This is a genomic window from Pseudomonas sp. F220 (genome assembly GCF_057813935.1).
Window position 1 is genome coordinate 1 of record NZ_JBVASJ010000041.1, and the last position, 20,957, is coordinate 20,957.

Below are 20,957 nucleotides of genomic sequence, written 5' to 3' on the forward strand. Positions count from 1 at the left end.
TTCAACCACTTGGCGCTTCCGATCACTCGTTAGCGGGAGGCGAATTCTACAGCGTTACTCGCTGCTGTCAACACCTCTTTTACACCGCTTTCGACCGAGTGGATCGAACCGTTAATGGAGCCCAACAGCCCGACCCCAGCAACTCCTTCGGGCCTCGATGAACTGAAGCGTAACCGCTGTCGAAAACTGCGTAACTCTTTGTTTACCAAGGAGTTTTCCGTTTAGACTGCGCCGGAAGTGGGGCGAATTATAGACTTACAGAATCTGCCGTCAAGCCCTAATGCAGATTATCTATCAACATTCCTCGAAAACCTCTAAAAGCTTGCTTATATAGAGGAGCGCACAAACAATGTGCGCAGTATATTGCTCAACTCACAGGAGTTGAGCATCATGAGCCACGCATATACCTTTCTGTCTCTATTACTCCGGATGATGCCTCGTAATGAATGACCAACCCCGCAGCCTCGCCTCGACTCTGTTCCCGGTCGGTCTGCTGATTATTGCCATGGCTTCCATCCAGTCCGGGGCCTCTCTTGCCAAAAGCATGTTCCCCGTTGTGGGAGCCCAAGGCACCACGACGCTGCGCCTCGTTTTTGCCAGCATCATCATGCTGCTCCTGCTACGCCCTTGGCGTGCCAAATTCACAGCCAGGTCCTTGGGTACTGTGATCGTCTATGGGATGGCACTTGGCGGGATGAACTTCCTCTTCTATATGTCACTCAGAAGCATCCCTCTGGGGATTGCGGTTGCCTTGGAGTTCACCGGCCCCCTGGCGGTTGCTATATATGCCTCACGCCGGGCGATCGACTTTCTGTGGATAGGTTTGGCGGTCATAGGCCTGCTACTGCTGATCCCCACGGGGGACACCAGTGCCGGGATCGACCTTACAGGTGCTGGCTATGCGTTGGGCGCCGGTATCTGCTGGGCGATTTATATTCTGTTCGGGCAGAAGGCTGGCGCAGACAACGGCGTTCAAACCGCTGCACTGGGTGTAATGATTGCCGCCTTATTCGTAGCACCTATCGGCATCGTCCATGCGGGAGCGGCCCTGTTGACTCCGTCCTTGATCCCGATAGCCATTGCTGTCGCGATTCTGTCTACCGCCCTGCCCTACACCCTTGAGATGGTGGCCCTCACCAGGATGCCAACCCGAACCTTTGGCACCTTGATGAGTATCGAACCCGCTATCGGCGCCTTGTCAGGGCTGTTATTCCTTCATGAATACCTGTCCCTGGCCCAATGGTTGGCCATTGCTTGCATCATCCTCGCCTCCGTCGGCGCCACTATGACTATGCGCCGCGAATCCAGTCCAATGCTCGCAGCCGATTGAGACTGGATTTGACGAAGCTCTGGCATTTACCGCTCAATTAGGCCATGTTTAGGCTGTAACTCTGTGTAAGCCTTGGATTTTTTTCAGGTAGAAACATTATCAACGCGACACGCAAGAGCGGATAAAGCCAGGCTCGGGCGCCAAACCCGAAGCCAGCTATAAAAGGAAGGGAATGAAACGAGTTTTGATACTGTTAGCCGTACTTGCCATTGCAGGCTGTGCTGCGACCTCAAAAACCGAAGTAAAGCGCGGAAAGAAGGGGCTGCATATCAACTGCTCCGGTCTGACCTCTTCCTGGGACAAGTGCTACACCAGCGCCGCCAATTCATGCGGCGCCAAAGGCTATAGAGTGATCGCCAAATCGGGCGATGTTGTGGAGGATCCCGGCGATTACCCTTTCGGCCTCAATCCCGCCGGCTATACGAGCCGCAGCATGATCGTTATCTGCAAATAAACTGACACCGCTTCATTCAACGCGCTGTTCCACCATCTGGCGGCCGATCTCGGCGTAACTCGATTCCAAGACTTTGCGTTGAATCTGGGGACTTACCAGCATCCGCGCCACGACCAATGCGCCAATGCATTGAGACAAAATCGCCCACGCCAGACTGTCACTGCCTAACGTGCGAGCCCAGCTTTCCTGCAATCGACAAATCCACTGCTCCGCCTGCTGTCGAACAGCGATGTCGGAGCGAGCGATTTCAGCTCCCAGGGTTGGCAACGCACAACCTGTCCCGGGCTGCTCAACGTGCGCCATGCTCAAATAGTGCTTGAGACAACGCTCGAGCCTTGCCCGATTCTGCTCACCGTCCCCGCTTAGCCGTTCAAGACTCTGACTCAGCTCACGTTCGACGATCGAACTGAACAGCTCGTCCTTTGAAGAAAAATGGCTATAGAAAGCCCCGCCGCTGAGCCCTATCGCTTTCATCAAGCCATCAACACCAACCGTGGAAAAGCCTTCTTTCTTGGCCGACACAGCACTGCTTTCCAGCAATCGTTCTCTGGTTTCCTGCTTGTGGCTGGCTGAATAACGCATCGCTCCCCCTATAGATCTATCACCTTGACGCATTTGAGATCGTAGCATAACGTTCGTTTAGCTAACGATCGTTTACCAAAAAAGGCGATACCCATGACTACAGCCATAAATAACAAGAAAGTCGTATTGGTGGTCGGCGCAGGCGATGCCACCGGTGGTGCAATAGCCAAGCGTTTTGCCCAAGAGGGATTTATCGCCTGCGTCACTCGGCGTAGCGCCGACAAATTGCAGCCCTTGGTCGATGCAATCCAGGCAGCGGGGGGCCAAGCCCATGGCTTCGCCTGCGATGCACGCAAAGAAGAGGACGTGATTGCGCTGGTCGAACAGATTGAGAACCAGATCGGCCCAATCGAAGCCTTTGTCTTCAACATTGGCGCCAATGTGCCGTGCAGCATCCTTGAAGAAACCGCGCGCAAGTATTTCAAGATCTGGGAAATGGCCTGTTTCTCGGGTTTCCTGAACGCTCGTGAAGTCGCCAAACGTATGGTCACCCGCAAACGCGGCACCATCCTGTTCACCGGCGCGACTGCAGGAATGCGTGGAGCTGCTGGTTTCGCCGCGTTTGCCGGAGCAAAGCATGGGATTCGTGCATTAGCCCAAAGCATGGCCCGCGAACTGGGCCCTATGAACATTCATATCGCTCATATCGTCGTCGACGGTGCCATCGATACGGACTTTATCCGTGACAGCTTCCCGGAGAAGTACGCGCTCAAGGATCAAGACGGCATCCTCAACCCGGAACACATCGCCGAGAACTACTGGTATTTGCACAGTCAGCCACGTGATGCCTGGACCTTCGAGCTGGATCTACGGCCATGGAGCGAACGCTGGTAAGCCCTTCCCTATAACAATAATCAGAGAGCACCCACCATGCGCAAAACCGTAGAGTTCTTCTTCGACCTCGGCAGCCCCACCACTTACCTGGCCTATACCCAATTACCAAGGATCTGCGCCCAAACCGGCAGCCAGCTTATCTATCAGCCGATGCTCCTGGGCGGGGTGTTCAAAGCCACCGGCAACGCGTCGCCCATCACCATCCCGGCCAAGGGGCGCTACATGCTCCACGACCTGGAGCGTTACGCTAAACGCTACAACGTCCCACTCAATTTCAACCCGCACTTTCCGGTCAATACGCTTTTACTGATGCGGGCAGTCACCGGCATGCAACTGCGTCACCCGGAACGTTTCCTCGATTTTATCGACTGCCTTTTCCGCGCACTGTGGGTTGACAAGCGCAACCTCAATGACCCAGCGACCGTCGCTGCGGTGTTGACGGAACATGGCTTTGACCCGACCGAAGTCTTGGCGCTAACCAACGATGAGGAAGTCAAAGCCGCCCTTAAGGACAAAACCGAACAGGCCTTGCAACGCGGTGTATTTGGCGCGCCGAGCATGTTTGTCGATAACCAGCTGTTCTTCGGCCAGGACCGTCTGGACTTTGTCCTTGAGGCGTTGAGCTAAATCTCGATGACCAGCCGCCCTTGCGCCTCTCCCGCAGCAATCAGGTCATAGGCTGCTTCGGCGGTTTGCAGAGTGAACCGCCGAGGGTCGAGTAACGGATTCAGCTTACCTGCTTCGATCAGCCGTGCGGCTTCAGCGAGAATTTGCCCGTGATGGTCACGGCCCTTGCCCGTCAGCAAAGGCAATAACGTGAACACTCCAGAATACGTCGCGCCCCGAAAGGACAATGGCGCAAGGCTGTGCTGCCCCCAACCGAGGCAGCTCAGCACATGGCCATGATCGTTGCGGACAGCCTTGAACGATGCATCCAGCGTTGCACCTCCGACGGTGTCGTAAATGATGTCGAACCCCTCGCCTGCCGTGTGCTCCTCCACATACTGTTCAACCGGGCTTTGCCGATAGTCGATAAAGGTCGCTCCAAAACCTTCAATGACAGCCCGCTGTTTCGCTGAACCTGTGGCAAACACCTCAGCACCGAAGGCTCGAGCGAGCTGCATTGCAACATGTCCGACGCCTCCCGCGCCGCCGTGAATCAGCACCGACTGCCCTGCCCGAACGTGAGCGCGATCCACCAATCCTTCCCATGCGGTAATCAGTACCAGAGGCAGCGCTGCTGCTTCACGCATACTCAAATTGCGCGGTTTTAGCGCCAACAACTGCGCATCGACTACGACGAACTCGGCCAGAGAACCCTGCAAACCTGCAATACCGGTCGCCATTGCGTAGACCTCATCGCCAATATGCCATCCGCTTACCTCGGCACCCAGTGCTTCAATGGTTCCCGCCAAGTCCATCCCCAGCACCGCCGGCAATGGCTGACGAGCATGCTCGGCCTGACCTGCGCGGATTTTCCCGTCCAGCGGATTGACTCCGCTAGCCATAATCCTGACCAGTACCTGACCCGCTCCTGGCTCGGGTCTGTTTATAAAAGCCAGACGGAAAGGCGCATTAGCCAAGTCGACGATCAGAGCACGCATCTCAAGTGAGTCAGTCATTTTCGCAATCTCATGTCAGTGGGAAGTTGGGTTGATCATCCACCACCCAACTCATGCCGATAAGAATCTGAAAAGCTATAGTGACCATGCCCATTTGGCATGAATGAGAACAGGCATGGACAAGCTCAATGCAATGGCGATTTTTGTTCGGGTGGTGGAGCGCGGCAGCTTTTCCGCTGTCGCCCGGGAATTGCAATGCAGCCAACCCACCATCAGCAAAGTGCTGAGCGCGCTGGAGATCGAGCTAGGCAGCAAGTTGATTTCCCGCAGTACACGACAACTGTCTCTGACCGACGAAGGTCAGCGTTACTACATAGAGTGTCGGCAGATCCTCGCCGCGGTGGATGCTGCGCAACACAGCTTTCAGTCAGGCCGGGAAACCGTGGCCGGCAACTTGCGGGTCGGCTCGTCCGTCAGTTTCGGACGCCTGCAGATTGCCTCGCGCCTGCCGGGTTTTCTGGCGAGTTATCCTCAGGTGCAGATAGACCTGCAACTCAACGATCACAATCAGGATCTGGTCAGCGAGGGGCTGGACGTCACCTTCCGAATCGGCGAACTGAGCGATAGTGGCCTTATCGCCCGTCAGGTAGGCACTACCTACCGTGTGACGGTTGCAAGCCCTGACTATCTCGCTCGCCATGGCCAGCCACTTACGCCAGAAGAACTGAGCCAGCACAACTGTCTGCTGTTCAACCTGTTGAGTAGCCAGAACCAATGGATTTACGAGAAGAACCGACAACGCCACAACGTACGGATCAAGGGCAATGCCCAAAGCAATAGCTCGGAGGCCATACACGAAATGGTGCTCGGTGGGCTAGGTATTGCGCTGTCGCCGGTATGGTTGTTCAGCGAGGATTTACGCGCCGGTCGGGTGAAGGCGATTCTGCAGGACTACCGCGCACAGGCGCTGCCAATCTATGCAGTGTCCCCGGCGAATCGTCGCCAATCCGCCAGGGTCAATGCATTCATCGACTATATGACCGAGGCGCTCGCGCAAGCGCCTGAGCTTACGCCGCCAGCCCAGGCTGACGGCGTGGAGCGGATTAAATAGCCGCCGTTCGGGTGTTCAACCACTCCAGAGCCGCGCCTTCAAGCAGTGGACTCAAACGCTCACGAACGTGCGCGTGATAGCCGTTGAACCACTCTTTCTCGTCTTGAGTCAGCAATGCAGGCTCCAGGCAACGGGTATCGATCGGGCACAGGGTCAGGGTTTCGAACTTGAGGAACTCACCGAACTCGGTGCTGCCCGCTTCGCGATTCAACACCAGGTTCTCGATCCGCACACCCCAGCGCCCGGGACGATAAGTGCCCGGTTCGATGGAGGTGATCATTCCCGGCTGCATTGCCGTTTGTGGTGCCGGCGCCGCCTGATAGGCAATCACCTGCGGACCTTCATGGACGTTGAGGAAGTAACCGACACCATGACCGGTGCCGTGACCGTAGTCGACACCTTCGGCCCAGATTGGTGCCCGGGCGATTGAGTCCAGCAGCGGCGACAGAATGCCCCGTGGGAACTGCGCCCGGGACAGCGCGATCACGCCTTTGAGCACCCGAGTGCAATCACGCTTCTGCTCCTGGGTCGGAGTGCCGACCGGCACCATTCGAGTGATGTCGGTGGTGCCGCCCAGGTACTGACCGCCGGAGTCGATCAGCAGTAAACCATCGCCTTCGATCAGCGCATGCTCTTCTTCGGTGGCGTGATAGTGCGGCATCGCGCCATTAGCGTTGAACGCCGCGATGGTATTGAAGCTCAACGAAACATACCCTGGGCGACGGGTACGCGCTGCCGTCAGGTGCTCATCGATGGTCAGTTCGGTAATCCGCTCGCTACCCAACGCGGTGTCCAGCCAGGTGAAAAATTCGCACAGCGCCGCACCGTCCTGCTCCATGGCCTGACGAATATGTTCGGCGTCGGCGAGGTTCTTTTGCGATTTCGCCAAGGTGGTCGGGTTCAGCCCTTCGACCAGTTTGACGCCATTGCCCAGGTTATCCAGCAAGCCCGCCGTTACCCGCGCAGGATCGATCTGCAGGCTCGCGCCGCTCGGTATTGCGCTCAATGCTGCAGCCACTTCACTGTAATCGCGCAGCGTCACGCCATCCTGTTCGAGGATCGCGCGCAACCCGGCATCGACTTTACTCAGCGCAACAAACAACGTCGCCTGCTGCTGCCCGATCAACGCAAACGAAACGAACACCGGATTGAACGACACGTCAGCGCCACGTAGGTTGAACAGCCAGGCAATGTCATCAAGGGTCGCGATGAAATGCCAATCGGCACCACGCTCTTTCAGGCTCCCGCGTAGCTTGGCGAGTTTCTCGCCACGGCCGACGGTGGCCTGAGGCGGCAAGTGTTGATAGATCGGTTGATTCGGCAGCGCTGGGCGGTCTTGCCAGACTTCGTTCAACACATCGATATCGGTGCGCAGCCGAGCGCCGCGCTCCTGGAGTTTACTGCCCAGAGTACGCGCTGAAGCCACCGCCATGACCGCACCATCGACGGCCACTACACCGCCTTCGGGCGTTTGCTCAGCGAGCCAATCCAGAGGGCCCGGCTGGCCAGGCTGGAGTTTCACCAGCTCAATGCCGCTACCCTTGAGTTCCTTGGTCGCCTGCTCCCAATAACGGCTGTCAGCCCAGACGCCAGCGAAGTCCGGGGTCACGATCAGTGTGCCGACCGAACCATGAAAACCCGACAACCATTGTCGTCCCTGCCAATAGCCCGGCAGGTATTCCGACAGATGCGGATCGGCCGACGGCACCAGCAGGGCATGAATGCCCTCCCGGCTCATCAGCTCGCGTGTTTGCGCCAGGCGCCGGGAAACCACTCCATGGGTCAAAGTCTGCGTGCTCATTGTGTCTCCTGCTAACCACTCATCATTGTTATGGGGGCTGATGCGGATCTGCCCTTATGGCTGGGCAACTGCCCAGAACGCCGGTGCACTGGCGAATGAAGCTTTAATCAATTGTGCTGCTTGATCGACATCCTGCTCGGTGGTGAAGCGACCGAGGCTCAGACGGATCGTGCGACTCGCTGCCCGAGCGTCATGTCCCAGGGCCAGCAATACATGGGACGGCGCGTTACTTGCCGAGTTGCAGGCCGAGGTCGCCGAAAAAGCAATCGAAGCACTCAACGCCGCCGAGTTGAACTCGCCCTCGTTGAATGTCAGGCTCAAGGTATGGGGAATGCGCTGGGTCGTGCTGCCGTTCAAGCGCACACCGGGAATACTGAAGAGCTGCTCAAGCAAACGCTCACGCAGACGCACAATGGTTGCAGTCTCTTCGTCGAAGAACTCTGCCGCCAAGGCAAACGCCACACCCATGGCAGCGATCTGGTGAGTCGCGAGCGTTCCGGAACGCAAACCGCCTTCGTGCCCGCCACCATGAATCTGCGCCTGCAAACGTTGCTGCGCACGGGGGCCGACGTACAACGCGCCGATGCCCTTGGGGCCATAGATCTTGTGTGCGGAGAACGACATCAAGTCCACTGGCCACTCGGCCAGATCGATCGCCACTTTGCCAGCGCCTTGCGCGGCATCGACGTGGAACAACGCGCCTTGCTCACGCACCACCTGGCCGATGGCCGGAATGTCGTTGACGGTACCCAGTTCGTTATTGACCAGCATCAGCGACACCAGAAAAGTGTCCTCGCGCATTGCCTCACTGACCGCTTGCGCGGTGATCAGACCTTCGGCATCCGGCACCAGGTAAGTCACGGCGACGCCGGCATCCTGCAACTGCCTGGCTGTGTCGAGAATTGCCTTGTGCTCGATTTGACTGGTGATGATGTGCCCACCCGCAACACCACGGGCCTGGGCAACGCCCTTGAGAGCGAGGTTGTTTGATTCAGTGGCGCCGGAGGTCCAGACGATCTGTGAAGGCTCAGCGCCGACCAGCTCGGCCACCTGCTGGCGAGCGTGTTCAACCGATTTTCGGGCTTGTTGGCCGAAGGCATGGGAGCTGGAGGCCGGGTTGCCGAAATTACCACTGAACCCCAGACAATCGACCATAACCTGAATGACCCGCTCATCCACCGGTGTGGTGGCGGCGTAGTCGAAATACAAAGGACGTTTATTCATAAAAAACTCGCAGAGCTTATTCCGGGATCAGGTGTGCTCGGTGATAGAAACGTCGACGGGCGCCACCCCGGGAGTGGCGCAAAACAGAAGGACGTTAGCAATACCTGATCGGATGCAGTTAAAGAAGGACAACTTCATTTAAAAGTGCGTAGGAACGCTCCTGAAGTTGAGCTTAACAGGCATCGGGCGCCGGGTTGAAGCCGAACTCAGCTAAAGCTTTCGTGCAGCATCGGGTACAGGGAGGCCACCAACAGCAGCGCCATGCCCCAATTGAACACTCGCAACCAGCGCCGATCACGCAGGACATTGCGCAACAGGCTGCCGCAGGCCACCCAGACGCTGACGCTCGGCAGGTTGATCACGGCGAAGACCGCGGCAATGACAATCACATTAGTGAAATAACCCTGCAACGGCGTGTAGGTGCTGATGGCTCCAATCGCCATGATCCAGGCCTTGGGATTGACCCATTGAAATGCCGCCGCGCCCCAGTAGCTGATGGGTTTGGCATGACCTTGTTCGGCCTCGGAGACTGGACCGGAATGAGCGATTTTCCACGCCAGGTACAGCAGATAGGCGGCGCCGACATAACGCAGCACCGTGTAAAGCAGCGGATAGGTTTGAAACACTGCCCCCAGGCCGAACCCGACGGCGAGCACAAGAATGAAGAAGCCGCAGGTGATGCCAAGCATGTGGGGAATGGAGCGGTTGAAACCGAAATTGACGCCCGAGGCCAGCAGCATGGTGTTGTTGGGGCCAGGGGTTATAGAGGTGACGAGGGCAAACAGGGCGAAGCCCAACAACAAATCCAGCGAGAGGGTCATGGGCGCATTCCATTAAGGTCGGTCAGGTGTTGACCCTATCGCAGCGCCTCGGCGAAACCCACGGACAGTTACGCAAAACTTCGACCAGTACAGTCCGCTCAGCTTGGGTGCCCATGGTGAGTCACGCCGCGCTCGACGTTCATCTCGCCGTGAGTGTCGAAGCCGAAGGTTTTTTGTGGCTGACCAAGCAACTCGGCTTTTTTCAGTTGGTATTCATCGAAAGACAACCCGCGACGGTTCAACGCCTCCAGCGCCAACTCCTTGCTTTCTTCTGCCGTGTAGGGCCGCAACTCAGGGGAAGGATGGTTCGCACATCCTGCGAGAACCGAGGCGACAAGCAGTAAAGAAGTGGCGAGAAAACGCTTCATGGGAGGTTCCTGACAAGCTGGCGTTAGGCAATGAACACAGGCTACTCCCACGCCTTGGTCGACAAAAATCAACGCTCTCAATAGTCGCTATCGACTTGAGCGACAGCCGTTCAGGCCCCCTTATATTCCCTATTGATCTATAAATAGTTATTTACAATCTTTTACGGAATAAAAAAGAGCCTTTATAACGAACCTGCACATCGCTGACTGTTGGCCGAGCAACTGTTCGCCCAGCAACAGTCGATCAACAAAACAGTGTTCCACCCACACAGCATCCTGCATGAAAAATGCTGAGGGCCCCGCAGATCAAGGCTTCAGACGCTTGGTACAGCTCTTGCTCAAGCCCTGATGCCCGAGACTTGCGACGCGTGTGAGATCGCCAAGATCGTCCGAACGCGGCCCGAACCTGCGGCAGCGCCTACAGGTTTTGCGTACACCTGTTACTTCAAGGGTGAATCGGCTCGGCGTAGGAGCTGCCACAGGTTCGGGCTGCGTTTGGACGATCTTTTTTGGGGGGCCATTACTTAACTGACCGGTATTCGCCTGGCTGCAGAACACACCGCGCCACTGTTCGGCGTGCACCCACACCATTTGCTGAAAATCGCTTAAGGATCTGTCATGGATGTTTTCTGGTTTCTCCCCACTCACGGCGACGGCCATTACCTGGGCACCACTCAGGGCGCGCGCCCGGTCACGCTCAATTATTTGAAACAAGTGGCTCAGGCCGCGGACAACCTCGGCTATTACGGTGTGCTGATCCCCACCGGACGTTCCTGCGAAGACTCGTGGGTCATCGCTTCGGCCCTGGTGCCATTAACCGAACGCCTGCGTTATCTGGTGGCGATTCGTCCAGGGATCATCTCGCCGACCGTTTCGGCGCGCATGGCCGCGACTCTGGATCGGCTGTCCAATGGCCGCCTGCTGATCAACGTGGTCACCGGCGGTGACCCGGACGAAAACCGCGGCGACGGCAGCTTCCTCGATCACAGCGAACGCTACGAAGTCACTGACGAGTTCCTGAAAATCTGGCGCCGGGTGTTGCAAGGCGAGTCGGTGGATTTCGAAGGCAAGCATCTGCGTGTGCAGAACGCCAAGGCGCTGTATCCACCGGTGCAGAAACCTTATCCACCACTGTATTTCGGAGGCTCCTCCGAGGCTGCCCATGATTTGGCCGCCGAGCAGGTTGATGTCTATCTGACCTGGGGCGAACCGCCAGCCGCCGTGGCGCAGAAGCTGGCAGACGTCCGCGAACGCGCTGCCCGTCAGGGCCGCACGGTGAAGTTCGGGATTCGCTTGCACGTGATCGTTCGCGAAACCGCCGAGGAGGCCTGGAAAGCGGCCGACAAACTGATCGAACACATTAGCGACGAGACCATTGCCGCCGCGCAAAAATCCTTCTCGCGCTTCGATTCCGAAGGTCAGCGCCGCATGGCCGCGCTGCATGATGGTCGTCGTGACAACCTGGAAATCGCCCCCAATCTTTGGGCCGGGGTCGGTCTGGTACGTGGTGGTGCCGGCACCGCATTGGTGGGCGATCCGCAGCAAGTGGCCGCGCGGATAAAGGAGTACGCGGATCTGGGTATCGAGAGTTTCATTTTCTCGGGTTACCCACATCTGGAAGAGGCGTACCGCTTCGCCGAGCTGGTGTTCCCGCTGCTGCCGGAACCCTACGCCAGCCTCGCCGGTCGCGGCATCACCAACCTCACCGGGCCGTTCGGCGAAATGATCGCCAATGATGTCCTCCCGGCTCACGCCAAAGCCTGATCCCGTAGGCGCTGCCGAAGGTTCGGCAGCTCCGGTTACTCGATCGACATGAGGAACTCCGCGTGACTGCCACGCCACAAAGCGCCCTGTTGTCCCCTTTGCAGACTGCCCGTGAACTGGCTGCCGAGTTCGCCAAGGTCGACAGTTCGATTGCCCATGTCTTCGGTTTTCATCACCTGATGCTGGCCACGGTCCGGTTGTTCTCACGACCGGAACAATGGCAGCCCAATTATTCGAAGTGACAGACGCACGTTCCACTCATGCATCGCTGCGCCTGGATCGCCACTGGCGCAACCTGCGCACCCAAACCCTGCACGACCCGGTGGACTACAAACTCCATGAACTGGGTGATTGGGCCTTGAACCAGTCCCTGCCAATTCCGACCTTCTATTCATAGCCTTCTTTTCATAGAGCGTGCCCATGCAGCTTTTGACCTTACCGCCCTCTCCCGCGCTGGCGACCTCGATCCGGGCCACCGCTCAGGTCTTCGAAGACCCGAAATCCCAGGCTTTACTGGCGCATTTGCAGCAGGTCGCGCCGAGCGAAGCCAGCGTGCTGATCATCGGCGAAACCGGCACCGGTAAAGAGTTGGTGGCGCGACATATCCACAACCTCAGTGCCCGACGCAATCGACCGTTCGTAGCGGTGAACTGTGGTGCGTTCTCTGAATCCCTGGTGGAGGCCGAACTGTTCGGCCATGAAAAAGGCGCCTTCACCGGAGCCCTCAGTGCCAAGGCCGGCTGGTTCGAAGAGGCCAACGGCGGCACGTTGTTCCTCGACGAGATCGGCGATTTGCCGATGGCGATTCAGGTCAAATTGCTGCGGGTATTGCAGGAGCGCGAAGTGGTGCGACTGGGTTCGCGTAAAAGCATTCCGATTGATGTGCGGGTGTTGGCCGCGACCAACGTGCAGTTGGAAAAAGCCATCAATGCCGGACATTTCCGCGAGGATCTGTATTACCGCCTGGATGTGGTGAGCCTGGAACTGAGCCCTCTGCGCGATCGTCCAGGGGATATCCTGCCGCTGACCCGACACTTCATCGAGTCCTACAGCCAGCGCCTGGGTTATGGCGCGATCACCATCAGCAGTGAGGCTGAGCACAAACTCAGGACTTACAGTTGGCCGGGCAATATCCGCGAGCTGGAAAACGTCATTCATCACACCTTACTGATCTGCCGTAATGGGCTGATCGAGCGCGATGACCTGCGTCTGTCGAACATGCGCATCGAGCGTCAGGACGACAACCACACAAGCATTAATGATTCGGCCGAAGCCTTGCTCGACCGGGCTTTTCAAAAGCTCTTCGAAGAACAGGCTGGCGCGCTGCATGAGAACGTCGAAGACGCGTTGCTTCGGGCCGCCTACCGCTTCAGCCACTACAACCAGGTACACACCGCCAACCTGCTGGGTTTGAGCCGCAACGTCACGCGTACCCGGCTGATCAAAATCGGCGAGCTGGCCGTCAACAAGCGCCGACCTGTGGATAACCTTCAAGGTGAACGAATGCTGCAGCTGTCGATCTAGCTCACCAGGTTGCAGTGCAACGCATTGTCATGGCTGCGCTCGATACTGCGCAGCACCTGAAATGACCCGAAGGTAACGGTCTTGGCCTGATAGGTGCGGATCAGCTTCCAGAAATCCTGTTCGCCGTTTTCAAAACTCTGGAAAGCGGCTTCACCTGCCTCCCGCGATTGCCATTGCAGGTAATTGAGCACTCGCCGCCCGTCATCGCTGGCCTGCACGCTGGCGCTGAGAAAACCGTGGTAGCCCTGGGCCAGGCGCTCGGTCTGTTCCGTCAGGGCCCAGACCAGTCCTGGCTGCTGATGAGGCTCGATCTCGAACTCGATCAATTGCGTAAAGCTGCGATTTTTCTCTAACGGCTGCATGAATAGTCCCCACTGAAAGGTAAGCAGAATCTTGCGATCCGAGGCCATGCAGGGTAAAACCTCTAGCTAACTAGAGGTCAAGCGGCAAATGCGATGATTCCCAAAGAAACAATCAACAAAGAGCTCACCGTCGGCCAATTGTCGGCACGCAGCGGCGTTGCGGTTACCGCCCTGCACTTCTATGAGTCCAAGGGGCTGATTAAAAGTAATCGCAACCAGGGCAACCAACGCCGTTATCCGCGGGAAGTACTGCGACGGGTGGCGTTGATCAAAGTTGCACAGCGATTGGGAATCCCCTTGGCGGAGATCGGCGACGCCCTGAAGTCACTGCCCGACAATCGCGCGCCGACCGCGGCGCACTGGAAGCAACTTTCAGCGCGGTGGAGCAACGACCTGGATGAACGAATCAACCAACTGATCAAGCTGCGCGACAAACTCAATGGCTGCATAGGTTGCGGTTGTTTATCGATGGAAGCTTGCCCGCTGCGCAACTATGGCGATGTGCTGGGTGAGCGCGGGCCGGGGGCTCAGTTGTTGGAGTCAACGTAAGGCCGCCTCGACTTGTGGTCACCGCAAGAACGATGTGCACATACCCTCAAAACCCCGGAGCGATCTGGCCTTTATAGCGAGTCAGGATGAATTGGCGGACCTCATCGGAGTTCAAGGCCTTGGCCAGTTTCTGGATGCCTGGATCGTTGATGTTGTCCGGGCGGGCGACGAGGAACTCGATGTACAGGTCTTTGCCCTTCTCAACGATCAGCGCGCTGTTGGTGTCGATCCCCGCCTCCAGGGCGTAATTGGCGAACACGAACGCGAGATCCACTTGGCTCACCGAACGTGCCAGCAATGCCCCTTCCAATTCACGAATTTTCAGATGTTTGGGGTTATCGATGATGTCGCGCTGAGTCGCCAGGGTATTGCTCGGGTCCTTGAGTTTGATCAAACCGGCTTCGTGCAACAGCACCAGCGCCCGGCCGGTGTTCACCGGGTCATTGGGGATCGACACCGAGGCGCCGTCCTTCAAGTCGGCGATGTTCTTGATCTTCGTCGAGTAGGCACCGAACGGCTCGATGTGTACCCCGACCACCGGCACCAGATCGGTGTGGCGGGTCTTGTTGAAATCATCGAGAAACGGTCGGTACTGGTAATAGTTGGCGTCGAGATTTTTCAGCGCCAGTTGCTGGTTGGGCTGGATGAAGTCGGTGAAGACTTTGATCTGCAGGTCCACGCCTTCCTTGGCCAAAGCCGGTTTTACGAATTCAAGAATTTCCGCGTGAGGAACCGGCGTCGCGCCGACGATCAGCTTTTCGTTGCTATAGGCTGTGGTGTGAACCGTCAGCGACATTACCGCGGCCAACAGGGCGAGGGTCTTTTTCATGCAGTGCTCCAAGGCAGATTGAATGGCCGTCGTGGGGCGGACGTGAGGCCGGCTTTTTTGATTTTTCAAGTTAGATTTCAACGTCGGCTGTAGCGCGCCACCAGTCGGTCACCGGTCATTTGCAGGGCCTGGACCAGCACCAGCAGAAGCACTACCGTGACCACCATCACGTCGGTCTGAAAACGCTGGTAGCCATAGCGGATCGCCAGATCGCCGAGCCCGCCACCGCCGATCACTCCGGCCATCGCCGTGTAATCCACCAGCACAATCGCCGTGACCGTGACCGCCGCGAGCAATCCCGCGCGGGCTTCGGGTAACAGCGTGTGACGGATGATTTGCCAGGTGTTGGCGCCCATCGCCTGAGTCGCTTCCACCACACCACGGTCGACTTCGCGCAAGGCGGTTTCCACTAACCGCGCGAAGAACGGCGTGCAGCCCACCACCAGAGGCGGGATGGTTCCCGGAACCCCGAGCGAGGTGCCCACCAGCAGCGTGGTCAACGGAATCAACACGATCAGTAAGATGATGAACGGCAGCGAGCGCAGCATGTTGACGATCACCGACAGCAATCGATAAACACCGAGGGTTTCGTGCAATTGGCGCTTGCCGGTGAGGAACAGCAGCACGCCCAGCGGCAGCCCCAACAACACGGTAAAACCCAGCGCCGCAGCGAGCATGCTCAGGGTGTCGAGGCAGGCCTGGCCGATGTCCGCCCAATAGATGTTTTTCAGTAGCTCACCCATACCTCAAGACCAATCGTGGCGCGGTGGTTTCACGCCATTGAGCAGCCAATTGCCAACCACGTGGTACTTCCAGCGCACCGGGTCGTGCAGGGTATGGACCCGGGCGTTGCGCCAGTGGCGGTCGAAGTTGTGCTTTTTCAAGGTTGAACGGGTGCCGCCGAGTTCGAAGAGCTTGTTGCTCGCTTCGATGGCGATTTCGGTGGTCAACACCTTGGCTTTGGCCACGGCCAGTGAAGCCCTGGCGACGTTGTCTTCATCCGGGGCCGGGCGTGCGACGTCCAGGGCTTTTCCGGCCCGTTCCAGCAACGCTTCGGCGGCTTCCAGACGAATCTCCAGGCCACCGACCTGAATGATGGTCAGCGGATCTTCACTGGCTTTTTCCACACCGGCATCGATCCATGGCCGGGCGTGTTCCTGAACAAATCGGATAGTGTCGCGCAACGCGGCCCGAGCGATCCCGGCGTCAATCGCGGCGGTGGTCAGTTGGGCGAAGGGACCGGCCAGGGTCGGGCTTTCGTAGGAGCGGTACGTGGGAAACAGATTGAACGCCGGAACGTGCAGATCCTGCGCCAGCACGGTACCGCTGGATGTGGTGCGCTGGCCCATGCTGTCCCAGTCATCGATCACCGCCAGTCCCTGAGTACCGCGTTCGACGAAGGCCAATTGGCCCTTCTGCTCTTCATCCAGCGCCAGCACCGCCAGCCAATGCGCGTAAAGCGAGCCCGTGCAATACCCCTTGCGCCCGTTGATCACATAGCCGTCGCCATACTGGCGAATGGTCGCCTGAATATCCTGAACATTCTTGCCGCCAGTTTCCGATAAGGCATTGGCAAAACGATGACCTTGCAGCGCCAGGCCGAAGAAGTACGCCTGTTGTTCAGGTGTGCCTTGCAGACGGATGTCTTCGAGCAGGCAATAGTGGTTCTGCGGAATTTGGCCCAGCGATGGATCGGCGGCGGAAATGATCGCAATCACTTGCGCCAGCACTGCATAGGAAACCTGCGCACCACCGAATTCGCGCGGCACGCTGATGCCCCACAGGCCACTGTTGGAATACAGGTCGACAATCTCAGCGGGCACCTGCCGCCTGCTATCGCGTTCGGCGTCCTGTTCCAGTAGCACCGAGGCCACGCGCTCGGCCACGAGCAGGGCTTGGGCTTCATCACGGATCAGTTCGGCGGCCGGAGGATGGATCGGATAATCGGCAGATTCAGGCAAGGCAGACATACAACGCTCTCGGGTCAACAGTGATTACGATGAGCAGTTGCAGCTTCTGTGCCTGAATGACTTGTCCTTTGTTTTCAGCGGCTTGGGCAATGTTTATAGCCATTCGGTTTGATGCAGCGAAGCAATCTGCTGCTTTGCTGTTGATGGCTGAACAGTAGCCATGCTGCTGCCCGTCGGCCCCTTAAATGCCCCGCCGGTGGTGGCCTATAGTGAATCGGCCGGAAAACGGTGAAGGGTCACGTTCATCCCAACAAAAAAGGAGAACCAACATGAGCGTTAAACCGATACCCGAGGGCTATCACAGCATCACGCCCTACCTGGGAATCAAAAAAGCTGCCGAGGCGATCGAGTTTTACAAAAAGGCGTTCGGTGCCACTGAAGTCATGCGCCTGGTCGCACCCAACGGCGACATCGGCCACGCCGAACTGCGTATTGGCGACTCGGCCATCATGCTTGCTACCCCATGCGACGCTGCGTCCCTGAGCAGCCCCGAAAAAGCAGGCATTTCGGTGGGGCTGCATTTGTATGTGAAAGACGTCGACAAGCAATACGCCCAGGCGATTGCCGCAGGAGGTGTGGTTGTTTCGGAAGTGAAAGACCAGTTCTACGGCGATCGCTCAGGCACGCTGAAAGATCCACACGGTCATTTGTGGTTTATCTCCACCCGTAAGGAAGATCTGTCGAAAGAAGAAATCGCCAAACGTGCCGCAGAGATGTTCAAGCAGGGATAAATAGCAGGCATAAAAAATCCGGAATCTTTTCAGATTCCGGATTTTTTGATCAAGGCTGAGTCAGCCGTTACTTGGCAATGATGCGATCCACCGACAGTTTGCCAGCGCCTTCGAGCAGAACAGCGACCGTGCCGCCCAGCAAGGCCAGAGCGAACTCATAACCGTTGTTGGCCATGAACAAGCCGTTGCTGATGTGCACCGAGAAGATCGCCACCAGCAGCGTGAACGTCAGGCCCAGCGCCGCAGGACGCGTCAGCAAACCGATGATCAGTGCCAGGCCGCCGAAAAACTCGGTGCCGCCTGCGAGCAGGGCCATCAGATGACCCGGCGCCAGACCGATGCTTTCCATCCACTGCGCCGTACCGGCCAGACCGTAACCGCCAAACAGACCAAAGAGCTTTTGCGAACCGTGGGCAGCGAAGATGATGCCAACGACGATCCGCAGAACAGCCAGGCCGTAACCTGCGCGGGTAGACAGTGCGGTTTTGATCAGTGTGCTCATGTTGTGTCGTCCTTTCGAATCAGGGGTTGGTTGGTCGCTATATTAATCAGTAAATATAATGTTAAAAGCGCAAAAAACGCACCATATCAATCAAATTTATAGATCACTTCCGCAAGGCGATCTTTTGCGCCAGGGGCTCCAACGAATCCCGTTCCCGATCGAAGGCCAAGTAGTACTTGTTGACACTATTCACGTAGCTGACGGCGCTCATTCCCACTTGTTCCATGGCAATACGCTCTACCTGGAAAAACCACTGATTGGGATTCAAACCGCGCCGTTTGGCTTCGGTGCGCATACCCTGTACCCGCTCCGGGCCCATGTTGTAGGCCGCTAGCACAAAAGCCATGCGCTCGCGCTCGTTGAGCTTGGGGCTGGCGAAGAACTTGCGGCGGATCAGCGCCAGGTACTTGGCCCCGGCCTGCACATTGTTGTCGAGCGACTGAATATTATTGACCCCCACCCGCTGAGCCGCCGAAGGGGTAATTTGCATCAAGCCCGTGGGGCCGCCGCCGATCGAAGAGCTCGGTTGCAGTTCTGACTCCTTGAACGCCAGCGCAGCCAGGTTCAGCCAGTCCATGCCCTGTTCGCGCGCATGCTTTTGCAAAACCGGGCGCAGTTTTTCCAGACGCTGGCGGTCAGCACCGGCCAAGGGATAGTGGACCTGGTACAAGCGTCGGTAGATGCGCAGAAACGCGACGTCCTGATCCGCTGGCGTTTTATAGGTTTTCAGGAAGCGATCAATACTCGCCCGAAGCATCGACGCATCGCGCCGCACAAACCAATACTCTTCGCCCGGCTCGCTGATGGCCACCTGCCGATCAAAGCGCAGCTTGGGCAGAATCTTGCCCCAACGCTCGGCAATCGGTTGCTCGACGATGGTCAGGTGAAAAATCCCGCCCTGAACCATCTCCAGCACATCTTCGACCGCAAGGCTTGGATCGACCCACTCGACCTTGACTGGCGGCAGCTTGTGTAACGCCAGTTTCTGATTGATCTGATTGATCGCGTCACCCGCCGCGCTCCCCGTGGTCAGCGCCAACGTGCGCCCGGACAGTTGCTCAAGGCGGGTGAAACGCCGCTCGCCTTTGATCCCGACCAACAACAACGGAACGTGACTGGCAATCGGATCACTGGTACTGATGGCGTGAGCTGACTGCGGGTCGAGCAATTCACCGGGGGCAACCAAGTCTCCCTCGCCGCGCTGAAGTGCGCCGAGCAACTGGTCCTTGGCTTTGGGGATGATCTTGAGACTGATTTCCTGACCGTCACGGGCGTGGCCGTTGAGGTATTGTTCGAAGGCTCGCAGGCGATGGTATTCGACGCCAATGGTCTGGCCCTGGACTTCGCCGGAACTGTTGCGGCTCTGATTGACCAGCACCCGCAGGACGCGACTGTTACGAATTTCCGCCAGGTCGCGAACCTGACCCGAGGCCAAGGCCACCGGAGGGCCGGCCAGACGCGCAACCGCCGGCATCGGCAGCAGTAACGACAAGCACAGCACAAGCAAAACCGAGGGTCGCGTCATCCGCTCTCCGGGAAGAATACTGTCCAGCCTCACGAATGATTTCGGGAAGTTGGGCGACAGAAACAGAGCGCTTAGAGCGCTGGCAACGTGCGGAAACTGATACGACTTCGGTTGGACTTCCAGCCGAAGCTGTCTTCCGGCATCAAGAGACAGCTTTAACTCGTTGTAGTTCTTGGTTTTTCTTATAAATCTACAGCTCTGATATGCTTTCCGGCCTTGGCCTGAGGTAGCACCATGCAACTCATCGATATCGGCGTCAACCTGACCAACCCAAGTTTCGCCGACAAACACCAGGCAGTACTTGACCGCGCCTATGCCGCCGGAGTCTGCCAACTGGTCCTCACCGGCACCAGTGTCGAGGGCAGTGAACAGGCGTTTGAACTGTGCCAACAACTGGACGAAACCGGGCAGCGGCTGTTCTCCACTGCGGGCATTCACCCCCACTCGGCCAGTGACTGGAACGCTGATAGCGCTCAACGCCTGCGCAGCCTGCTCAAAGAGTCGAGCGTGCGTGCCGTGGGTGAATGCGGCCTGGATTTCAATCGTGACTTCTCGCCACGCCCGCAACAGGAAAAGGTGCTTGAAGAGCATTTAGAAATGGCGGTTGACCTGCAACTGCCGGTGTTCCTCCACGAGCGCGACGCCAGTCAACGCCTGCTGGAAATCCTGCGCGACTTTCGCGACCGTTTACCGGCAGCCGTAGTGCACTGCTTTACCGGTGAAAAGCGCGCGCTGTTCAGCTATCTCGACCTCGATTTGCACATCGGCATCACCGGCTGGATCTGCGACGAGCGTCGCGGCACTCACCTGCACCCACTGGTTCGCGAGATTCCCGGTACTCGCTTGATGCTGGAAAGCGATGCGCCGTACTTGTTACCGCGCAGCCTGCGACCGAAGCCGAAAAACGGTCGCAACGAACCGGCGTACTTGACGGAAGTTTTGCGCGAAGTGGCATTACATCGTGGTGAAAGCCTGGAAGACGTGGCGGCTCATAGTACGGCATGCGCGAGGGCATTCTTCGGGTTGCCTTCAATCCCCCAATAAACACACATCCCTGTGGGAGCGGGCTTGCTCGCTCCCACTTTGGAATGGTGTTGCTCATTGACCCACATCA

At 57.7% G+C, this 20,957-nt stretch carries 23 protein-coding genes and 2 pseudogenes; 13 read left to right on the forward strand and 12 right to left on the reverse strand.

Annotation, left to right across the window (positions count from 1 at the left end):
* The first annotated feature begins 442 nt into the window (after positions 1–442).
* Entirely contained in the window at positions 443–1,330 is an 888-nt protein-coding gene (rhtA, locus tag ACZYSM_RS24910) for a threonine/homoserine exporter RhtA (protein WP_489075627.1), read from the forward strand.
* A 172-nt stretch (positions 1,331–1,502) separates the two neighbouring features.
* Positions 1,503–1,784, forward strand: coding sequence for a hypothetical protein (locus ACZYSM_RS24915; RefSeq protein ID WP_489075629.1), 282 nt, complete (start codon positions 1,503–1,505; stop codon positions 1,782–1,784).
* Between the two features lie 12 nt (positions 1,785–1,796).
* On the opposite strand, the gene ACZYSM_RS24920 is transcribed toward ACZYSM_RS24915, so the two are convergent.
* Complete coding sequence (locus tag ACZYSM_RS24920; RefSeq protein ID WP_489075631.1) at positions 1,797–2,366, reverse strand: TetR/AcrR family transcriptional regulator; 570 nt, start codon at positions 2,364–2,366, stop codon at positions 1,797–1,799.
* 93 nt (positions 2,367–2,459) lie between these two features.
* Here ACZYSM_RS24920 and ACZYSM_RS24925 point away from each other — a divergent pair, with 93 nt between their 5' ends.
* Positions 2,460–3,200 carry an SDR family oxidoreductase gene (locus tag ACZYSM_RS24925; RefSeq protein ID WP_489075633.1) on the forward strand — a complete coding sequence of 247 codons (741 nt, stop codon included), beginning with the start codon at positions 2,460–2,462 and terminating at the stop codon, positions 3,198–3,200.
* 36 nt (positions 3,201–3,236) lie between these two features.
* Positions 3,237–3,827, forward strand: coding sequence for a 2-hydroxychromene-2-carboxylate isomerase (locus ACZYSM_RS24930; RefSeq protein ID WP_489075635.1), 591 nt, complete (start codon positions 3,237–3,239; stop codon positions 3,825–3,827).
* Here the strand turns inward: ACZYSM_RS24930 and ACZYSM_RS24935 are convergent.
* Positions 3,824–4,822 carry a zinc-dependent alcohol dehydrogenase family protein gene (locus ACZYSM_RS24935; protein WP_489075637.1) on the reverse strand — a complete coding sequence of 333 codons (999 nt, stop codon included), beginning with the start codon at positions 4,820–4,822 and terminating at the stop codon, positions 3,824–3,826. The genes ACZYSM_RS24930 and ACZYSM_RS24935 overlap by 4 nt on opposite strands.
* A gap of 115 nt (positions 4,823–4,937) precedes the next feature.
* Between ACZYSM_RS24935 and ACZYSM_RS24940 the strand changes: the two genes are divergently transcribed.
* A complete protein-coding gene (locus ACZYSM_RS24940) occupies positions 4,938–5,873 on the forward strand; it encodes a LysR family transcriptional regulator (protein WP_489075639.1) in 936 nt (311 codons plus the stop codon).
* Here ACZYSM_RS24940 and ACZYSM_RS24945 read toward each other — a convergent pair.
* The 4 genes from ACZYSM_RS24945 to ACZYSM_RS24960 all read right to left on the reverse strand — a co-directional run bounded on the left by ACZYSM_RS24945 (position 5,866) and on the right by ACZYSM_RS24960 (position 10,087).
* Positions 5,866–7,674: an aminopeptidase P family protein gene (locus tag ACZYSM_RS24945; protein ID WP_489075641.1), complete on the reverse strand. Its 1,809-nt coding sequence runs from the start codon at positions 7,672–7,674 to the stop codon at positions 5,866–5,868. The genes ACZYSM_RS24940 and ACZYSM_RS24945 overlap by 8 nt on opposite strands.
* A 54-nt stretch (positions 7,675–7,728) precedes the next feature.
* Positions 7,729–8,898, reverse strand: a complete 1,170-nt coding sequence (locus ACZYSM_RS24950; RefSeq protein ID WP_489075643.1) for a cysteine desulfurase family protein — start codon at positions 8,896–8,898, stop codon at positions 7,729–7,731.
* Positions 8,899–9,104: 206 nt separating this feature from the next.
* Positions 9,105–9,719, reverse strand: coding sequence for a LysE family translocator (locus ACZYSM_RS24955; protein ID WP_489075645.1), 615 nt, complete (start codon positions 9,717–9,719; stop codon positions 9,105–9,107).
* 98 nt (positions 9,720–9,817) lie between these two features.
* On the reverse strand, positions 9,818–10,087 hold the full coding sequence (locus ACZYSM_RS24960) for a hypothetical protein (protein ID WP_489075647.1): 270 nt from the start codon (positions 10,085–10,087) through the stop codon (positions 9,818–9,820).
* Positions 10,088–10,624: 537 nt separating this feature from the next.
* Here ACZYSM_RS24960 and ACZYSM_RS24965 point away from each other — a divergent pair.
* The 5 genes and pseudogenes from ACZYSM_RS24965 to ACZYSM_RS24985 all read left to right on the forward strand — a co-directional run.
* Positions 10,625–10,696: pseudogene (locus ACZYSM_RS24965) on the forward strand (FMN reductase); the annotation flags it as partial.
* Between the two features lie 9 nt (positions 10,697–10,705).
* Positions 10,706–11,851, forward strand: a complete 1,146-nt coding sequence (ssuD, locus tag ACZYSM_RS24970; protein WP_489075649.1) for an FMNH2-dependent alkanesulfonate monooxygenase — start codon at positions 10,706–10,708, stop codon at positions 11,849–11,851.
* A 62-nt stretch (positions 11,852–11,913) separates the two neighbouring features.
* Positions 11,914–12,093, forward strand: coding sequence for a hypothetical protein (locus tag ACZYSM_RS24975; RefSeq protein ID WP_489075651.1), 180 nt, complete (start codon positions 11,914–11,916; stop codon positions 12,091–12,093).
* Positions 12,078–12,248, forward strand: a pseudogene (locus tag ACZYSM_RS24980) (acyl-CoA dehydrogenase family protein); the annotation flags it as partial. The gene ACZYSM_RS24975 and the pseudogene ACZYSM_RS24980, both read left to right, overlap by 16 nt.
* 23 nt (positions 12,249–12,271) lie before the next feature.
* Entirely contained in the window at positions 12,272–13,375 is a 1,104-nt protein-coding gene (locus tag ACZYSM_RS24985; protein ID WP_489075653.1) for a sigma-54 interaction domain-containing protein, read from the forward strand.
* On the opposite strand, the gene ACZYSM_RS24990 is transcribed toward ACZYSM_RS24985, so the two are convergent.
* Entirely contained in the window at positions 13,372–13,737 is a 366-nt protein-coding gene (locus tag ACZYSM_RS24990; RefSeq protein ID WP_489075655.1) for an antibiotic biosynthesis monooxygenase, read from the reverse strand. The two genes, ACZYSM_RS24985 and ACZYSM_RS24990, sit on opposite strands and share 4 nt — an antisense overlap.
* Positions 13,738–13,830: 93 nt before the next feature.
* On the opposite strand from ACZYSM_RS24990, the gene soxR reads away from it, so the two are divergent.
* The gene (gene soxR, locus ACZYSM_RS24995) at positions 13,831–14,286 is read left to right on the forward strand and encodes a redox-sensitive transcriptional activator SoxR (RefSeq protein ID WP_489075657.1); all 456 of its coding nucleotides are present in this window, start codon (positions 13,831–13,833) and stop codon (positions 14,284–14,286) included.
* A 46-nt stretch (positions 14,287–14,332) separates the two neighbouring features.
* On the opposite strand, the gene ACZYSM_RS25000 is transcribed toward soxR, so the two are convergent.
* From ACZYSM_RS25000 to ACZYSM_RS25010, 3 genes are all read right to left on the reverse strand, one after another.
* Complete coding sequence (locus ACZYSM_RS25000; protein WP_489075659.1) at positions 14,333–15,115, reverse strand: MetQ/NlpA family ABC transporter substrate-binding protein; 783 nt, start codon at positions 15,113–15,115, stop codon at positions 14,333–14,335.
* A gap of 77 nt (positions 15,116–15,192) precedes the next feature.
* On the reverse strand, positions 15,193–15,858 hold the full coding sequence (locus ACZYSM_RS25005; protein WP_419119566.1) for a methionine ABC transporter permease: 666 nt from the start codon (positions 15,856–15,858) through the stop codon (positions 15,193–15,195).
* A 3-nt stretch (positions 15,859–15,861) separates the two neighbouring features.
* Entirely contained in the window at positions 15,862–17,085 is a 1,224-nt protein-coding gene (locus tag ACZYSM_RS25010) for an SfnB family sulfur acquisition oxidoreductase (protein WP_489075661.1), read from the reverse strand.
* 269 nt (positions 17,086–17,354) lie between these two features.
* Between ACZYSM_RS25010 and ACZYSM_RS25015 the strand changes: the two genes are divergently transcribed.
* A complete protein-coding gene (locus ACZYSM_RS25015) occupies positions 17,355–17,816 on the forward strand; it encodes a VOC family protein (protein WP_489075663.1) in 462 nt (153 codons plus the stop codon).
* A gap of 67 nt (positions 17,817–17,883) precedes the next feature.
* Here the strand turns inward: ACZYSM_RS25015 and ACZYSM_RS25020 are convergent, their stop codons facing one another.
* Together ACZYSM_RS25020 and ACZYSM_RS25025 are read right to left on the reverse strand one after the other, a co-directional pair.
* Entirely contained in the window at positions 17,884–18,318 is a 435-nt protein-coding gene (locus ACZYSM_RS25020) for a DoxX family protein (RefSeq protein WP_489075665.1), read from the reverse strand.
* Between the two features lie 103 nt (positions 18,319–18,421).
* Positions 18,422–19,843, reverse strand: a complete 1,422-nt coding sequence (locus ACZYSM_RS25025; RefSeq protein WP_489075667.1) for an MltF family protein — start codon at positions 19,841–19,843, stop codon at positions 18,422–18,424.
* A gap of 234 nt (positions 19,844–20,077) precedes the next feature.
* On the opposite strand from ACZYSM_RS25025, the gene ACZYSM_RS25030 reads away from it, so the two are divergent.
* On the forward strand, positions 20,078–20,887 hold the full coding sequence (locus ACZYSM_RS25030; RefSeq protein ID WP_489075669.1) for a TatD family hydrolase: 810 nt from the start codon (positions 20,078–20,080) through the stop codon (positions 20,885–20,887).
* The last annotated feature ends 70 nt before the right edge of the window (positions 20,888–20,957 follow it).

Excerpts from the sequence above, each read along its gene's own strand:
- ACZYSM_RS24955 (WP_489075645.1), bottom strand. The coding sequence starts at position 9,719 with ATGACCCTCTCGCTGGATTTGTTGTTGGGCTTCGCCCTGTTTGCCCTC.
- ACZYSM_RS24930 (WP_489075635.1), top strand. The coding sequence starts at position 3,237 with ATGCGCAAAACCGTAGAGTTCTTCTTCGACCTCGGCAGCCCCACCACT.
- ACZYSM_RS25005 (WP_419119566.1), bottom strand. The coding sequence starts at position 15,858 with ATGGGTGAGCTACTGAAAAACATCTATTGGGCGGACATCGGCCAGGCC.
- ACZYSM_RS24925 (WP_489075633.1), top strand. The coding sequence starts at position 2,460 with ATGACTACAGCCATAAATAACAAGAAAGTCGTATTGGTGGTCGGCGCA.
- ACZYSM_RS25000 (WP_489075659.1), bottom strand. The coding sequence starts at position 15,115 with ATGAAAAAGACCCTCGCCCTGTTGGCCGCGGTAATGTCGCTGACGGTT.
- soxR (WP_489075657.1), top strand. The coding sequence starts at position 13,831 with ATGATTCCCAAAGAAACAATCAACAAAGAGCTCACCGTCGGCCAATTG.
- ACZYSM_RS25010 (WP_489075661.1), bottom strand. The coding sequence starts at position 17,085 with ATGTCTGCCTTGCCTGAATCTGCCGATTATCCGATCCATCCTCCGGCC.
- ssuD (WP_489075649.1), top strand. The coding sequence starts at position 10,706 with ATGGATGTTTTCTGGTTTCTCCCCACTCACGGCGACGGCCATTACCTG.
- rhtA (WP_489075627.1), top strand. The coding sequence starts at position 443 with ATGAATGACCAACCCCGCAGCCTCGCCTCGACTCTGTTCCCGGTCGGT.
- ACZYSM_RS24950 (WP_489075643.1), bottom strand. The coding sequence starts at position 8,898 with ATGAATAAACGTCCTTTGTATTTCGACTACGCCGCCACCACACCGGTG.
- ACZYSM_RS25015 (WP_489075663.1), top strand. The coding sequence starts at position 17,355 with ATGAGCGTTAAACCGATACCCGAGGGCTATCACAGCATCACGCCCTAC.
- ACZYSM_RS24990 (WP_489075655.1), bottom strand. The coding sequence starts at position 13,737 with ATGCAGCCGTTAGAGAAAAATCGCAGCTTTACGCAATTGATCGAGTTC.
- ACZYSM_RS25030 (WP_489075669.1), top strand. The coding sequence starts at position 20,078 with ATGCAACTCATCGATATCGGCGTCAACCTGACCAACCCAAGTTTCGCC.
- ACZYSM_RS25025 (WP_489075667.1), bottom strand. The coding sequence starts at position 19,843 with ATGACGCGACCCTCGGTTTTGCTTGTGCTGTGCTTGTCGTTACTGCTG.
- ACZYSM_RS24940 (WP_489075639.1), top strand. The coding sequence starts at position 4,938 with ATGGACAAGCTCAATGCAATGGCGATTTTTGTTCGGGTGGTGGAGCGC.
- ACZYSM_RS25020 (WP_489075665.1), bottom strand. The coding sequence starts at position 18,318 with ATGAGCACACTGATCAAAACCGCACTGTCTACCCGCGCAGGTTACGGC.
- ACZYSM_RS24920 (WP_489075631.1), bottom strand. The coding sequence starts at position 2,366 with ATGCGTTATTCAGCCAGCCACAAGCAGGAAACCAGAGAACGATTGCTG.
- ACZYSM_RS24960 (WP_489075647.1), bottom strand. The coding sequence starts at position 10,087 with ATGAAGCGTTTTCTCGCCACTTCTTTACTGCTTGTCGCCTCGGTTCTC.
- ACZYSM_RS24915 (WP_489075629.1), top strand. The coding sequence starts at position 1,503 with ATGAAACGAGTTTTGATACTGTTAGCCGTACTTGCCATTGCAGGCTGT.
- ACZYSM_RS24985 (WP_489075653.1), top strand. The coding sequence starts at position 12,272 with ATGCAGCTTTTGACCTTACCGCCCTCTCCCGCGCTGGCGACCTCGATC.
- ACZYSM_RS24945 (WP_489075641.1), bottom strand. The coding sequence starts at position 7,674 with ATGAGCACGCAGACTTTGACCCATGGAGTGGTTTCCCGGCGCCTGGCG.
- ACZYSM_RS24935 (WP_489075637.1), bottom strand. The coding sequence starts at position 4,822 with ATGACTGACTCACTTGAGATGCGTGCTCTGATCGTCGACTTGGCTAAT.